General features: G+C 34.2%; 10 protein-coding genes. 3 read left to right on the top strand and 7 right to left on the bottom strand.

What is annotated here, in order from left to right; translation table 11 throughout:
* Window positions 1-11: 11 nt before the first annotated feature.
* The 7 genes from FGM02_RS01470 to uvrA form a co-directional block, all read right to left on the bottom strand.
* Complete coding sequence (locus FGM02_RS01470; RefSeq protein WP_139956243.1) at window positions 12-2,465, bottom strand: alpha-ketoacid dehydrogenase subunit alpha/beta; 2,454 nt, start codon at window positions 2,463-2,465, stop codon at window positions 12-14.
* Between the two features lie 82 nt (window positions 2,466-2,547).
* Window positions 2,548-5,280, bottom strand: a complete 2,733-nt coding sequence (locus tag FGM02_RS01465; RefSeq protein WP_208021462.1) for a gluzincin family metallopeptidase — start codon at window positions 5,278-5,280, stop codon at window positions 2,548-2,550.
* Window positions 5,281-5,382: 102 nt separating this feature from the next.
* Complete coding sequence (locus FGM02_RS01460) at window positions 5,383-6,096, bottom strand: LOG family protein (RefSeq protein ID WP_139956239.1); 714 nt, start codon at window positions 6,094-6,096, stop codon at window positions 5,383-5,385.
* 177 nt (window positions 6,097-6,273) lie between these two features.
* Window positions 6,274-6,897, bottom strand: a complete 624-nt coding sequence (locus FGM02_RS01455) for a response regulator transcription factor (RefSeq protein ID WP_139956237.1) — start codon at window positions 6,895-6,897, stop codon at window positions 6,274-6,276.
* Entirely contained in the window at window positions 6,894-8,666 is a 1,773-nt protein-coding gene (locus FGM02_RS01450) for a tetratricopeptide repeat-containing sensor histidine kinase (protein WP_139956235.1), read from the bottom strand. The genes FGM02_RS01455 and FGM02_RS01450 overlap by 4 nt, the downstream gene beginning before the upstream one ends.
* Window positions 8,666-9,091 carry a hypothetical protein gene (locus FGM02_RS01445; protein WP_139956233.1) on the bottom strand — a complete coding sequence of 142 codons (426 nt, stop codon included), beginning with the start codon at window positions 9,089-9,091 and terminating at the stop codon, window positions 8,666-8,668. The genes FGM02_RS01450 and FGM02_RS01445 overlap by 1 nt, the downstream gene beginning before the upstream one ends.
* A 256-nt stretch (window positions 9,092-9,347) precedes the next feature.
* Complete coding sequence (gene uvrA, locus FGM02_RS01440) at window positions 9,348-12,173, bottom strand: excinuclease ABC subunit UvrA (protein ID WP_139956231.1); 2,826 nt, start codon at window positions 12,171-12,173, stop codon at window positions 9,348-9,350.
* Between the two features lie 187 nt (window positions 12,174-12,360).
* Here uvrA and FGM02_RS01435 point away from each other — a divergent pair, with 187 nt between their 5' ends.
* The 3 genes from FGM02_RS01435 (at window position 12,361) to FGM02_RS01425 (ending at window position 15,290) form a co-directional block, all read left to right on the top strand.
* Window positions 12,361-12,588 carry a PspC domain-containing protein gene (locus FGM02_RS01435; protein ID WP_139956229.1) on the top strand — a complete coding sequence of 76 codons (228 nt, stop codon included), beginning with the start codon at window positions 12,361-12,363 and terminating at the stop codon, window positions 12,586-12,588.
* An 18-nt stretch (window positions 12,589-12,606) separates the two neighbouring features.
* Complete coding sequence (locus FGM02_RS01430) at window positions 12,607-13,596, top strand: potassium channel family protein (protein ID WP_139956227.1); 990 nt, start codon at window positions 12,607-12,609, stop codon at window positions 13,594-13,596.
* An 89-nt stretch (window positions 13,597-13,685) separates the two neighbouring features.
* Window positions 13,686-15,290 (top strand): alanine/glycine:cation symporter family protein, encoded by a 1,605-nt coding sequence (locus FGM02_RS01425; protein WP_139956225.1) that lies wholly within the window; start codon window positions 13,686-13,688, stop codon window positions 15,288-15,290.
* Window positions 15,291-15,302: the final 12 nt, after the last annotated feature.

The raw sequence follows: 15,302 nt of genomic DNA, 5'->3' as shown, positions 1-15,302 counted from the left end.
CAGTAATTTATTTAGTAGAGGTTTGGGAATTCTACAGGATTGACTTCATGCATTATTTTGTATACAGCTTCAAACACATCTTCAGTTGACGGTTTTGAAAAATAATCACCATCACTACCATAAGCAGGTCGATGTGGTTTTGCACTTAAAGTAGAAGGTTTGCTGTCTAAATAATGATAAGCATCTTGCTCATCTAGTACTTTTTGTAAAATATAAGCAGAAGCTCCCCCAGGAACATCTTCATCAATAACTAATAATCTATTGGTTTTGGCAACACTTTTCGAAATGTCATGATTCAAATCAAAAGGCATTAAAGATTGTACATCAATAATTTCAATATCAATTCCTACTTGAGCTAAATCTAAAGCGGTATCCTGAACAATTTTTAAAGTAGATCCATAGGAAACTAACGTAATATCAGCTCCTTCTTTTACGGTTTCTACGTAACCAATAGGCGTAGTGTATTCTCCTAAATTTTCAGGTAATTCTTCTTTTAAACGATAACCATTTAAATTTTCAATAACTAAAGCTGGCTCATCTCCTTGTAACAAGGTATTGTAAAACCCAGCGGCCTTGGTCATGTTTCTTGGTACCAATAAATGAATTCCTCTTAAGGTTCCTAGTATCATAGACATAGGAGATCCTGAATGCCAGATTCCTTCCAAACGATGTCCTCTGGTTCTAATGATTAATGGGGCACGTTGTTTTCCAAAGGTTCGGTAACGTAAACAGGCCAAATCATCACTTAAGGTTTGTATGGTGTATATTAAATAATCTAAATATTGAATTTCAGCAATAGGACGAAGGCCACGTAAAGCCATTCCAATTCCTTGACCAATTATAGTAGATTCTCTAATTCCGGTATCCGTTACTCTATCTTCACCAAATTTATCTTGTAAGCTTTCTAGTCCTTGGTTAACATCTCCAATTTTACCAGAATCTTCCCCGAAAATAAACAAGTTGCCATGTTTTTCTAGTAGGGCGTCAAAATTATCACGAATGATAATTCTTGCATCAACAATTTTTTTGTCGGAAGGATAGGTTGGTTTTATTTCAGCAATAGTACTTACTCCGTTTCCGGTATCATTGATAAGTTTTGTGCTGTATTTATCTTGTGTAATTTGCTTGTTTTCGGTTAGCCAAGCTAAGAATTTTGTTTTTTCTTTCGAATTTTCAAAACGTAAAAGTGGCGTTGCTTTTCTAGCCGTTTCAAATATTTCTTTTCGAGAAGGTTCTTTTATAGCAGCAAAATCGTTTCTTAGTTTTGCTATAAAATTTTTGTTTGAACTCGTTTTACAAACGCCATCCAATAATTGCAATAATTCTAATTGTTCTTTTTTAAGCGGTTCTAAAAAAGCTTTCCAGGCATCTTTTTTTGCTTGAGAAACTTCTCGTTTGGCTTGTTTTTCTATAGCAATAAGTTCTTCTTCGCTTTCAACAATTTTTAAAATATGGTCGTTGTTTTCTAATTCAAATTCTAAAATCCATTCTTTGAATTTTTTATTGCAATCAAAATCGGCTTCCCAACCTAGTCTGTTTTTGCTTTTGTATCGTTCATGGGATCCAGAAGAAGAGTGTCCTTGTGGTTGTGTTAGTTCTTGAACGTGAATTAATACAGGTACATGTTCTGTTCTAGCAATTTCTGCAGCCTTCTTATAGGTATCCATTAATTGCACATAATCCCAACCGTTTACACGTAAAATTTCCAAACCTTTGTTTTTAGGATCTCTTTGAAAACCTTTTAAAACTTCAGAAATATTTTCTTTTGTGGTTTGGTATTTGGCATGAACTGAAATTCCATATTCGTCATCCCAAACACTGGTAATCATGGGGATTTGTAAAACACCAGAAGCGTTGATTGCTTCAAAAAAATGTCCTTCACTTGTACTTGCATTTCCTATGGTACCCCAACCAATTTCATTTCCTTTATTGGTGAAGTTTTCATAGCCTTTTTGTAAGCTAGCTACGTTTCTATAAAGTTTAGATGCATAAGCTAATCCCACTAATCGAGGCATTTGTGCAGCTGTACAAGATACATCAGAACTGGTGTTGTATTGTTGTGTTTGGTTTTTCCAAGTGCCATCTTCATTTACAATATGAGTTGCGAAATGGCCTCCCATTTGCCTACCTGCAGAAAAAGGTTCTGCTTTGATATCTGTATGCGCATACAAGCCAGCAAAAAATTGTTGGGGCGTAAACTCACCCAAAGCCATCATAAAAGTTTGGTCTCTGTAATAGCCCGATCTCCAATCTCCTTTTTTAAAAGCTTTGGCCATAGCAATTTGTGGCAATTCTTTACCATCACCAAAAATTCCAAACTTTGCTTTTCCTGTAAGTACCTCTTTCCTTCCTAACAAACTACATTCTCTACTCAATACAGCTGTATAGTAGTCCTTTAATATTTCATCTTTAAATTGTTGAAACGATAGGTTTTGTTCGTTAATTTCAGAGGTTACTGAGGTCATGAATAAGCATTTTTAGATAGTGCAAAGGTACGGTTTTAAAATGAATTTTAAAAGAGTTTGTATCCTTGGTAAAATGCACTAATTATAGGAAACCACGTCTAACAAAATTAAAGATTCTATTGGCGTCTAAAACCAAGGTAAATCGAATTTTACTTGTGTAGTTATTGAGTCCCATTTCCCAACCATTATTAGAGTGGATAGGGATGTAGAATTCTAGTATATTGTGAACAAAATTTAAACGAAGTCCGCTTTCATGTGCGAAAAAAATTGGCTGCCCCGTGTTTTTTACAGCTCCAAAATCGTTGTACAATTGCAAGCTTCTCCAAATACTAACAGATGTGTTAAAGGAAGTCATCCAGCTATTGGCAAATTTTTCAGTGTCTTTCGTAAAAAGAGATTTAAATCCACCTTGTGCGCTAACATATTGTTGACTCACAATTCCTGTATCTTCCGACCGGCCAAATAAATTGTGTTCAAATAAATAATCTTGCGGTCTGCTTAGTCCGAAACTGAAATAATTTGAATCGGTGTTATTGTTTAAAAACACTCCAGCAAACCATCTAAATTCCCATTGCCTGTTTTTATCTGTAAGCTTTCTGTACAAAATATCTGTGGCTATTTTGTTGAAATTATTGGCGAATTCGAAACTGGTATTTATTCTGAAATCATTTAATAAATCGGGTCTTGTATAAGAATATTTTAATTTGGTGATATTGTAATGGTCTTCGTCAGTTTTCAGGGTGTTCACTTCAACCTGCTTGTCAATCATTAAATATTTTAAGGTTAGATTATTGGTGCCAACAGCTCTTAGGTTTTTTCTGTTAAATTGTATAGAAACTAAAGGGGCAAAAGTGGTGTAGTTTAAATTTTTGTCATAATGAAAACGACTTCCAGATACTCCAAAAAGCACACGGTATACTTTTTTGTTTTCTGGAAAGTAGTTGTAAACTGTTGAGAATTTACCAGAGAAAGTTTCACTTTTCGTACTGTAGGTTGGAACTATTTTATATTCGAAATTATTTTTTTGGACAGGTTTGTTGTTCAGGTCAATTCCTAAAATAAAACCATCGTAATAATTATAGTCAAATGTGGGTTTGTAAAATATTTGGTTGTAATATGGATCGCTAATGTCTTTTATGAATTTTAATTGTAGCGGTCTTTCAAATAATTTTGGACGCACATTTTTCCAATTGTTTCTTAAATTAAATTCAGGGTATAGGTATTCGTAATTCAACGATATTTTGTCGAAATTTCCTTTTGCTATTTTGATGGTTTTGGTGCTGTCAATTGGTGGAATCCACTTTTTCCATTGAATCTTTTTATTCTTTACTCCATACAATGCAACGGGGGCGCTTATGTTTCGAGTGTTTTTAATTGTAACAAACAGCGAGTCCTTCGTTTTTTTTATTCTTTTTAAAGTAAAGTCTATTTTCTTTTTGGATTGTAGGTAGTCGCCAAAAAACCAAGAAAGATCTTTGTTGGTACGTTCAGATAAATATTGTTGAAATGTACCGCTGTTGGTTGGTTGTAATTGATTCTCTTTGTAAAATGCTTTTAAAGAATTCTGTAAAGTTGCTCCGCCTAAATAAGCATCTAAATAACGCAAGCCTAAACCAGCTTTGTATTTGTTGACTATTTTTCTGTTGAAATTAGAAAGTTCCACAGCAGGTGTGGTTAGTGATTGATCAATGTTTTTTCTTGCTGAAAATTGGTATACAAAAGGATATTTGTCGTTATAATCCATTTGAGCAAAATTGAAATTTTTAATTCCCCAACGTTTTGAGTTTTTTCCCAGTAGCTTGACTTCAGGATAGTATTGGCTCACATATTGCATCATCAAATAACTTTGTATCCCGTCGGATAACCAGTAATCGGTATTTCGATCGAATAATAAAGTTTCTTCCACCAGTTTGTTACTTAGCGCTTTGAATATTTTGGTTTCCCATTCAAAAACATCTGAAAAAGGCCGTAAAAAATTGGGCAAATCATTGATGCCGTAAATTTTGTTTTTTTGATATGAGGCAGCATCTAATAAAACGAAGTTGTGTGGAAATTTACCTAGGTTGTTTTCAATAAAAGCAACGGCTCTTTCTAGAATTACTTTTTTTGTTTGTGTTGAAATTTTATCACTTTCAATATTTGTAGCAATGTTTAAGTCGTTGGTTTTGTAGTTAGAAAAGCTGCTGTTATAAGTTATGGCTAGTACCACATCTACACGTTTTTTATCTTCGAATTTAAAATCGGCTAAATGGTTTTTGTATGTCATTTCATAAGGAAGCCCAGCGTTTATATGATAGCCAATAGGCACAAACATTTGAATGTCGTAATCTGCTGCTTGCTGGTATAGATTGTCCATGTCGAGATTGGAGGAAGCTTGCCATTTCTTGTTGGAAAAAACGGCGGGTTGCAGGTACCAATGTCTTAAATTATAATTGCCAAGTTCGTCTTTTCCATAGCCTGTAAATTTAGCATTGGGAATTTTTACCGAGTAATTGGCGGTAATAACAACAGAGTCGTTTTTTTGTAAGGGTGATTCTAGTGGAATTTCTAACAGATCAACTTTGCTGTTGTGTAAATGATAGTCAGCGGGTTTAAAATTTACAGATAATTTGTGTATGTTCGAATTCCCCCGATCTATAGAGTCTGCAAAATATAGGCTCTTTTTATAATTTTCTATCAAGCGTTTGCTTAAGGCGGTTTTTTGACCTGAAAAACTATTGGCCCAATTGTGTAAAACAATTTTGTGCAAGACTTGGTTGCTATTGTTGTAGTACACTATTTTTTGTTGCAATGCCAGTTGGTCAACTTCGGGCATAAGTAAACCTTTGATGCTGATTTTTGTTTGTTGTGCATTAATTTTTAAACAAATCAAGAACAATAGTAAAGAACAAGAATAGAATTTTTTCAACGCGTATTTTTAGAAATTTGGTTTGAAATTGTATTTCTCATAGAATTTGTTGAGATGATCAATAGCTTCTTGTGCGGTGTCAACAACTCTAAAAAGATTTAAATCTTCTTCGCTAATGGTAGCATGTTCTGTTAGCAATACGTTTTTTATCCAAACTAACAAATCACTCCAAAATTCTCGTCCCACAAGAATAATTGGAAATCGTCCAATTTTTTTTGTTTGAATTAAAGTAATGGCTTCAAATAATTCATCTAAGGTTCCAAAACCTCCTGGCATAACAATAAAACCTTGCGAATATTTTACAAACATTACTTTTCTAACAAAGAAATAATCAAAGTCTAAACTCATTCCTTTGTTGATATATGGATTGTCTTTTTGTTCAAACGGAAGCTCAATGTTCAATCCGACAGAAATTCCGCCGGCGCGGTTGGCACCTTTGTTTCCTGCTTCCATAATTCCTGGTCCACCACCAGTAATAACACCATAACCATTTTTACAAAGTTGAAAGGCAATTTCTTCTGCAAGAATATAATGTTCATGGTTTTCTTTGGTTCTGGCAGATCCGAAAATACTGACACATGGGCCAATTTGACTTAAGCGTTCATAACCATCTACAAATTCAGACATGATTTTAAAAATTCCCCAAGAATCGTTTGTTTTAATTTCGTTCCATGTTTTAGGGGTGAATTGTTCTCTTATTTTTCTGTCTTCATTTGGGCTCATACGGACTAAGTTAATTAAGGGTTATAAAAAAGTCAATATATAATAATTCTTTTTGCTAGTCAAATCAATTGTTGTAGAAATTGAGATAAAAAACAGTGTTTGGGTTGACCTGCGTATAGGACTGTGTTTTCTTTTAAAAAAAAAGAAGTGCATCGAATTGCGAGTGAAAAAGAAATTTTAGAATTCGTATTTTTTTTCTAGGGCATAACGCATCAATTCTCCTGTGCCTTTGAGACCTAAAATTTGAATCATATTTTTACGATGCGTACTAACCGTTAGTGTTCCTATAAAAAGCTCCTCACCAATTTCTCTAGAAGTTTTTCCTTGGGAGATAAGTCTTAAAATTTGAATCTGTCTTTTGGTTAAAACACCTTTTTTAGAAGAGCTTGCTTTTGTTTGTAAGCTATTGGTGTCAATATGGGCATCGTAATACGTTTCCCCATTGGCTACTTGTTTGATGGCGTTTAAGACTTCACTTAATGGAGAGTTTTTTAAGATATAACCAGAAGCTCCTGCAGCAATCATTTGCTCTATAGCATCAGTTTGATCAAACATGGTAAAAGCGAGTATTTTTATTTCAGGAAATAGTTTTTTTATTTTTTTTGTCGCTGCAATTCCATCAAGTTTGGGCATTCGTATGTCGGTAATAACAATGCTGGGTCTTTTTAGGCTTACAAGTTCAACTAGTTCTTCTCCGTCATTGGCTGTACCAATAATGGAAATTCCTTCCTCGTATTTTAAAAGTAGTTTGATACCGTCAATTAAGGATTGATGGTCTTCGGCTATAGCTAATCGTATCATAAAGGAATGTCTATTATAAAGGTGGTGCCTTGGTTTTTAATGGAATCAATATTCATAGAGCCGTTTAGATGTTCTATGCGTTTGTCAATACTGCTAAGTCCCATACCATTGTGTTTGGCTAGAATTTGAGCGGTGTCAAAACCAATTCCATTGTCTTCGAATAAAATATTTAATGTATCGCCATGGTTGGTTAAATGAATTTCAATTTCAGAAGCATTTGCGTGTTTAAGCGTGTTGGTAATCAATTCTTGTAAAATTCGGAATAAAGTAATCTCCAAGCTGTTTTCTAGGCGTTCATTCAATTCATAATCAAATACCGCAATAGAAATTTTATTTGTTTGTGAAATTTTATCAGCCATATTTTGAACGGCTTTTAACAAGCCTTGTTTGGCAATAACACCAGAGTTCTTGGCGTGTGATAGTGAGCGAACCTTGTCGTAAGTTTCGTCAATTAATACATGGGTGCGTTCAAATAAATCTTCCGATTTTTTTTCTTTTAAAGCATCAAAATGCAAACGAACATTGGCTAATAAACTACCTAGGTCATCGTGTAAGTCGTTAGCAATACGTTGACGTTCTTTTTCTTGTCCTGCTACCATCGCATCTATCATGGTCAATTCTTGTTCTTTTAAGACAGTGCTTAGTTTTTGTGTTTGTAGTTCTTTTTCTTTTTCAGCCAATCGTTGTTTTTTCTTGGTGTTTTTTTGAATTAAAACAAAGGTTATAATTCCGAAGAATAATAGGGCAAGTGAAAGGAACAGGAGGTTTTTGTTTTTCTTACGTTTGGCATCAATCACCAAGTTGTCAGCTCTCAACTTTTCGTTATTGTACTTTTCATTGATTTCTGAAATTGCAATATTTTGTTTTGTGTCGTTGATGCTATCTTTTAAAGCAGTTATCTTATTCAGGTACAATGTTGCATTTTTAAAATCCTCCGATAGCTCATAGGTTTCTGCTAAGTTTTTGTAAAAAATAAGTTTTGAAGAGTTGATGTTTTCTTTCAAACTAATTGAATCGGCTTTTTGGTATAGTTCAACTGCTTTGTCGTATTTTTTTAAGAGTTTGTATTGCTGTGCTTGGTTGTTGTAGTTGTAGGCGAGCGTTTGTAAGTCCTTGTATTTTTTTAAAAAGAAGATGGCCTTTTTGTTATAGAACAAAGAAGAATCTGGATTTGTTGAAACGGTACTGTGAACGGTCGCGATATTCATATATACATAGGCAATTCTAACGGAGTCTTCTTTTTTTATGATGAGTGGGATTGTTTTATTAAAATATTCAATGGCCTTTAGAGCGTTTTTTGCATCTAAATACTGGATGGCAATTCTGCGGTAATATTCTCTAACGGCTTTGTTGTTGTTTAAGGCTTTGGCATCACTTTCTAGTTCTGTTAGAATAGGTGCAGAGTCAATTGTAGCTTTACTTCTGTGACTAAGTATTTCCAAAAGCCAAAGGTTGCAATTCAGTCGTTGCTCTTTGTGATTGAGCTTGTTGGCAATATTTTTAGCTTTTAGTATATAGTTATAAGCAATATCCTGCTTATCTATGTATTGGTGCAAACGAGCAAAGTAATAATACCATAAACCTTTGTCGTTTAAAGTTAGTTGTGCAGTGTCTATTTCTTTTAGGGCCGTTTTTAATTCGGCGGTGTTTTTTGTTTTGGCATAAATTTCTAGTTTGCTGAAGTTTGTTTTTTGACAAAAGGTAATCTCAGGAAAAAGTAAGAATATTCCTGAGATGTATATAAATAATAAATAGTTGTGTGTCTTCATTAATCTTCTATGAATCCTGGCCCACCAACAATAATGTTACCTTCTCTAGTTGGAGGTCCTATTGGGTGACAGTCACGATTTAATTCTTCTTTAGGTTTGTATTCTAATAAGAAAATTGGAATATCATATTCTTCTAAAATACACTTTTGGATACCGAATCCGTTTGGGTTGCCGTAATCAGATTCTGTTATAGACGGATCCACTCTACAGTGAATTAAAATTTTATTTGAAGACTCGCAATACTGTGCTTCTTCAAATTGTCTTGGAATTGAAGAGTATTCTATCTTTATATGAGTGATTTTGTTTTTTTTCCATTTTAAGGTCCCTATGATAACGTCAATTTCATCATTCACTAAATCTCCATAGATTTCAAAACGTTGCTTGTTATCTCTTTTTTTAAATTTGATTTTTTTAAGTTTTCTCATTTTTTTTATTTAAAGGGTTAATTAATTACCTTCTAAAATTAGTATGAAAAAAAATAGCAAAACATACCTACAAATGGGTATAAAGTAGAATTGTGACAAGTAGGCGGCTGTTTTTCCATAGCTTTTTTAGAAAACATGCCTAAATGTAAAATATTTTCAGCAATATATTGCTGTGTTCCAAGTTGAAATTTAAAATGAAATTAATTTTTGTTGTACCGGTATTAAGTTTTAAATGCCTTTTTTACAAAGCTTAAAGCTAGTGCAGTTCTTTCTTTAAAAACTTAGCTGTATAGCTTTTTTTGTTTTTTACAATTTCTTCAGGTGTCCCTGTGCATAAAATGGTCCCCCCATTTTTTCCACCTTCCAAGCCAACGTCAATAATATAATCGGCAAGTTTGATTACATCCATATTGTGTTCAATAATTAAAACCGTATTTCCTTTATCGGTCAACTTGTTTAGCACCTTCATCAATACATTTATATCTTCAAAATGCAAACCTGTAGTGGGTTCGTCTAAAATATAAAAAGTGTTTCCAGTATCTCTTTTTGATAATTCTGCTGCTAGTTTTATACGCTGTGCTTCACCACCAGATAAAGTTGTAGACTGTTGCCCTAAGGTTATATAGCCCAGTCCGACATCTTTTATGGTTTTTATTTTATTATGAATTTTAGGTATTGCTTCAAAAAAGGGAACCGCTTCATTGATGGTCATGTTTAAAACATCAGAAATTGATTTTCCTTTGTAGCGAATTTCTAGTGTTTCTCTGTTAAAACGTTTTCCCATACAGGTTTCACATTCCACATAAACATCAGGTAAAAAATTCATTTCAATAATACGCATTCCACCTCCTTGGCAAGTTTCACAACGCCCACCTTTTACATTAAACGAAAACCTTCCCGCTTTGTAACCACGAATCATCGCTTCAGGCGTTTTTGTATACAAAGCTCTAATTTCACTAAAAACGCCAGTATAAGTGGCAGGGTTAGATCTTGGCGTTCTTCCTATAGGAGATTGGTCAATGTCGATAATTTTATCAATATGTTCCAAGCCTTTGATAGATTTGTAAGGCATAGGTTCTTTAACACCTCTATAAATATGCTTGTTTAGAATAGGGTATAGCGTTCCGTTTATCAAAGAAGATTTTCCACTTCCTGAAACGCCAGTAACACAAATCATTTTTCCTAATGGAAATGTCGCCGAAACATTTTTTAAATTATTTCCTGTCGCTCCTTTTAAAATTAATTTTTTTCCGTTTCCTTCTCGGCGTGTTTTTGGGACTTCAATTTTCTTTCTTTCTGTAAGGTAATCTGCTGTTAGGGTGTCTCCTTTGATCATTTCTTTAAAGGTTCCCTTGCTTACAATTTCACCGCCATATTTCCCTGCGCCAGGACCAATGTCTAAAACATAATCAGCACATTCCATCATGTCTTTGTCATGCTCTACTACCAAAACAGAGTTTCCTATATCGCGAAGTTTGATTAGAGAGTTGATCAAACGTTCGTTATCTCTTTGATGCAAACCAATACTAGGTTCGTCTAAAATATACAATACACCTACCAATTGAGAGCCTATTTGCGTTGCCAGTCGAATACGTTGTGCTTCTCCTCCGGATAATGATTTAGAGGTTCTGTCAATGGTTAAGTAGTCCAAACCTACATCTAATAGAAATTGAATTCGAGTACGGATTTCTTTTAGTATTTCTGAACCAATAATTTTTTGTTTTTCTGAAAGAAGTGGCTCTAAGTTTTCAAACCATTTGGCCAATTCAATCACATCCATTTGTGCCAATTCAGAAATATTTTTCTCATTGACTTTAAAAAATAAAGCTTCTTTTTTCAAGCGGTTTCCATGACAACTTGGGCATTTTATTTGATCCATAAAAGCCTTCGCCCAGCGCTTTATAGAAGTAGATTCAGTATTGTCATATTGCCCAGTAATAAAGGATACAATTCCTTCAAAGTCTATTTCGTAATTTCTGGTAATACCCAGTGTTTTAGAAGAGATTTCGAACTTTTCATTGCCCCCTTTTAAAATAATTTCTAATGCTTCAGCAGGAATTTCATCAATAGGGTCGGTTAATTTAAATTTAAAACGTTCTGCAATAGTTTGCAGTTGCTTAAAAATCCACGTATTTTTTTGTTCTCCTAATGGAATTATTCCTCCTGCACTAATGGCTATTTTAGGATCTGGAATTACTTTATCTATATTGATATCGTTTATAACGCCAAGTCCGTTACATTTAGAACAAGCACCTTTAGGTGAGTTGAATGAAAACATGTTAGGCTCAGGATCTGGATAAGAAATTCCAGAAGTTGGGCACATCAAGTTTTTACTAAAATACCTTGGCTCGTCTCCATCATGCTCTAAGGTCATTAAAATATTGTCACCAGCATACAAGGTTGTTTTGATACTTTCTTCCAAACGTTTGATAACAGAGTCATTGATCAATAAGCGATCGACAACAATTTCAATGTCGTGCGTTTTATATCTATCCAATCGCATGCCTTTTACAATGTCTACAATTTCTCCATCCACACGAACTTTTGCAAAACCTTGTTTGGCAATTTGTTCAAACAATTCACGGTAATGTCCTTTTCTCGATTTGATAATTGGCGCTAATAAAATCGTTTTCTTGTCCTTGTAAACCTCTAGTATTAAATCTCGAATTTGCGCATCACTATAGCTAACCATCTTTTCGTTGGTGACATAAGAATAGGCATCAGCAGCCCTTGCAAAAAGTAAACGTAAAAAATCATAGATTTCTGTAATCGTTCCAACCGTTGATCGTGGGTTTTTGTTAGTCGTTTTTTGTTCAATAGAAATTACAGGCGACAAACCGTCAATTTTATCTACATCAGGTCTTTCTAAACCTCCTAAAAACTGTCGGGCATAGGCCGAAAAGGTTTCAATATACCGTCTTTGTCCTTCAGCATAGATTGTGTCAAATGCCAAGGAAGATTTTCCACTACCACTTAAGCCGGTAATAACCACCAATTTTTCTCGAGGTATTTTGACATCAATATTTTTTAAATTGTGTGCTCTTGCACCTAAAACTTCAATATATTCTTGCTGATCTGACATAGGAGATTTTGAAAAAAGCAAATATAAATAAATGAGGTGAACTTAAGTGTGGAGATTTGCGAAATGAATTGAGTAATAGAAAAATAATAGCCTTCAGAAATTTGTTTGAAGGGGTGTAACTAATTGTTGCTTCAAAAAAGTGATTACACAAATTACTTTCAGTATATTGCGTAATCAAAAATCAGGAATGAAAATCATACATAACTTACGTCATTATTTTGAACGCCACGGATTTAATGTGTCTGCTCGGTTTTCAGATCGATTAGGTGTTGGGGCTAAAAACATCCGTTTGTTTTTTATCTATTTGTCGTTTGTAACACTGGGCGTTTCATTTGGAGTGTATTTAACTTTGGCTTTTTTGCTAAAATTGAAGGATATGGTGTACACCAAAAGAACCTCTGTTTTTGATTTGTAATATAAAAGTTTAGTTAATTTGACATCTAGAATTTACAAGGCCATTTTACTTTTTTTAAGTATAATTGTAATCGGGGTTATTGGTTATAGTTATTTCTTCGGTTTTACTTTTGTGGATGGTTTGTACATGACCATAATCACTATAACAACGGTGGGTTTTAGTGAAGTGCAGCCCTTGGATGCTAATGCTAAAATTTTCACTATTTTTTTAATATTGACAAGTATTAGTATTTATGGATATGTGGTCACCGTCGTTTCAGAATATTTATCAAATAGCACATTGATGGAAGAATTAAGAATTAATAAAATATTAAAAACCATTGGCAAACTGGAAGGGCATACTATTGTTTGTGGTTATGGTAGAAATGGTAGACAAGCAGCTGCTAAATTGAAAAATTTTAAAAAATCGTGTGTAGTTATTGAGCGTTCTTCGGAATTGTTAAAGGAAATTGCAGAGGATGGTTTTTTAGTGATTGAAGGAGATGCCACCGACGATGAAACTTTGGAAGCTGCTGGAATAAAAAATGCAGGGAATTTAATTACGGCTTTGCCTTCAGATTCCGATAACCTGTATGTGGTGCTTTCGTCTCGACAATTAAATAAAAGCATGACTATTGTAAGTCGAGCCACAAATGAATCTACACAAAAAAAATTAATGATTGCTGGAGCAGACAATGTTATCATGCCCGATAAATTGGGAGGTGATTATATGGCTTCATTGGTGGTAACTCCAGATTTGATTGAATTTGTAAAAAGAATTTCTTTTGAAGGAGAAAGTAGCGCAAACTTAGAAGAAATAGCGGTAAAAGATTTGCCAAAAGAATATTTAATGAAATCCATAAGAGATTTAGATTTAAGAAGAAAAACAGGCTGTAGTGTTATTGGATTTATAACAGCAGAAGATGATTATATTATCAATCCTTCATCTGATTTGGTTTTAGAGCTTAATTCAAATTTAATTGTTTTAGGAAGACCAGAGCAAATAAAAAAAATAAAAGAAATATTTTAAGAGTATTACTTAATATGTAAGTATTGTTCTAAATTAGAACAAAAAATAGTTCCTATACAGGCGCATTTAATTTAAAAATTAACAACTATATGAAACGAAAACGAATAACCACCTTATTGTTAACCATGTTACCATTTCTAACTTTTGCTAAGGAAATGTCTATTGATGAAAGAATAGAATCTGGTTTTAAACCATTTGCGGATTGGATCGGTTCCATCGTTTTTTATCCTATATCTATTGTAGGAAACAGTGTTCCCATTGTGTTAATTGTTTTACTGCTCGGAGCTTTGTTCTTTACCTTGTATTTTAAGTTTGCCAACGTAAGGTTGTTAGGAGTTGCTATAAATGCAGCACGTGGAAAATACGATGCTGTGGATCATCATACGGTGGAAGAAGTAGCTGGAGATTCGACTCCTGGTGGCGATGTTTTTGAAACACCTACAGTAGAAGGAGTCGTGGGTGAGGTTACGCATTTTCAGGCATTAACAGCAGCGCTATCTGCAACGGTAGGTTTAGGAAATATTGCAGGTGTTGCCGTGGCTATTGCTATTGGTGGTCCTGGAGCTACTTTGTGGATGATATTGGCTGGTTTTTTAGGAATGTCAACAAAATTAGTAGAAGCGACCTTGGGGGTAAAGTATAGAGAAATTGGTCCTGATGGAAAAGTATATGGCGGTCCGATGTATTATTTGAAAAAAGGATTGAAAGAAAAGAATTTAGGCGGATTAGGAAAAGTGCTGGCTGTTCTCTTAGCCATTTTTGTGGTCGGAGGATCTTTTGGTGGTGGAAACATGTTTCAATCCAATCAAGCCGCAGCACAATTAAAAGTTTTATTCGGAGTCGAAAGTGGTTTCTGGTTCGGATTGGTAATGGCCGTTTTAGTAGGTGTCGTAATTATAGGTGGAATTAAACGTATTGGTCAGGTTACAGAAAAAGTAGTGCCTTTTATGGGGATTATCTATGTAGGTGCGGCATTGGTTATTTTAGGAATGAACATCGATATGCTTCCCGAAGGAATTGCACAAATTTGGTCAAGTGCCTTTGGTAGTAAGGCGGTAACTGGAGGAATTTTTGGAGTTATGATTGTTGGTTTTCAAAGAGCAGCCTTCTCGAATGAAGCAGGTGTTGGTTCGGCTTCCATTGCTCATGCTGCTGTAAAAACAAGATTTCCTGCAAGTGAAGGAATTGTTGCTTCCATAGGGCCTTTTGTAGATACGGTTGTTATTTGTACCATGACCGCTCTGGTAATTGTGGTGACCAATTTAAAAAGTAATTTATTTAGTTATGGTAATTTAGAAGGAAGTAATGTAATCATGAATGAGACAGGTGAAAAACTGGGGGGTGTCGATTTGACTTCGGTCGCATTTGATTCTGCAATACCCAATTTCTCACTTATTTTAACGATAGCCGTGATTTTATTTGCATTTTCAACCATGTTATCTTGGTCTTACTATGGTATTCAAGGATGGAAATATTTATTTGGAAAAGGGAAAGCAGCAGATTTAACATACAAAGGATTGTTTTTGTTATTTGTAATTGTAGGAGCTTCTTCAAGTTTAAATTCTGTTGTTGAATTCTCTGATGCTATGATTTTTGCTATGGTATTTCCAAATGTTCTTGGATTGTTATTGTTGGCACCAAAAGTTCAATTAGAATTAAAAAGATATTTAAAAGCAATTGCGAAAAGCAAGTGATAAAAAATTAAA

The organism is Flavicella sediminum (assembly GCF_006381105.1).
Lineage (GTDB): Bacteria > Bacteroidota > Bacteroidia > Flavobacteriales > Flavobacteriaceae > Flavicella > Flavicella sediminum.
Note: the sequence above shows the minus strand (reverse complement) of the source record. Positions and strands in the feature narration are given on the sequence as shown.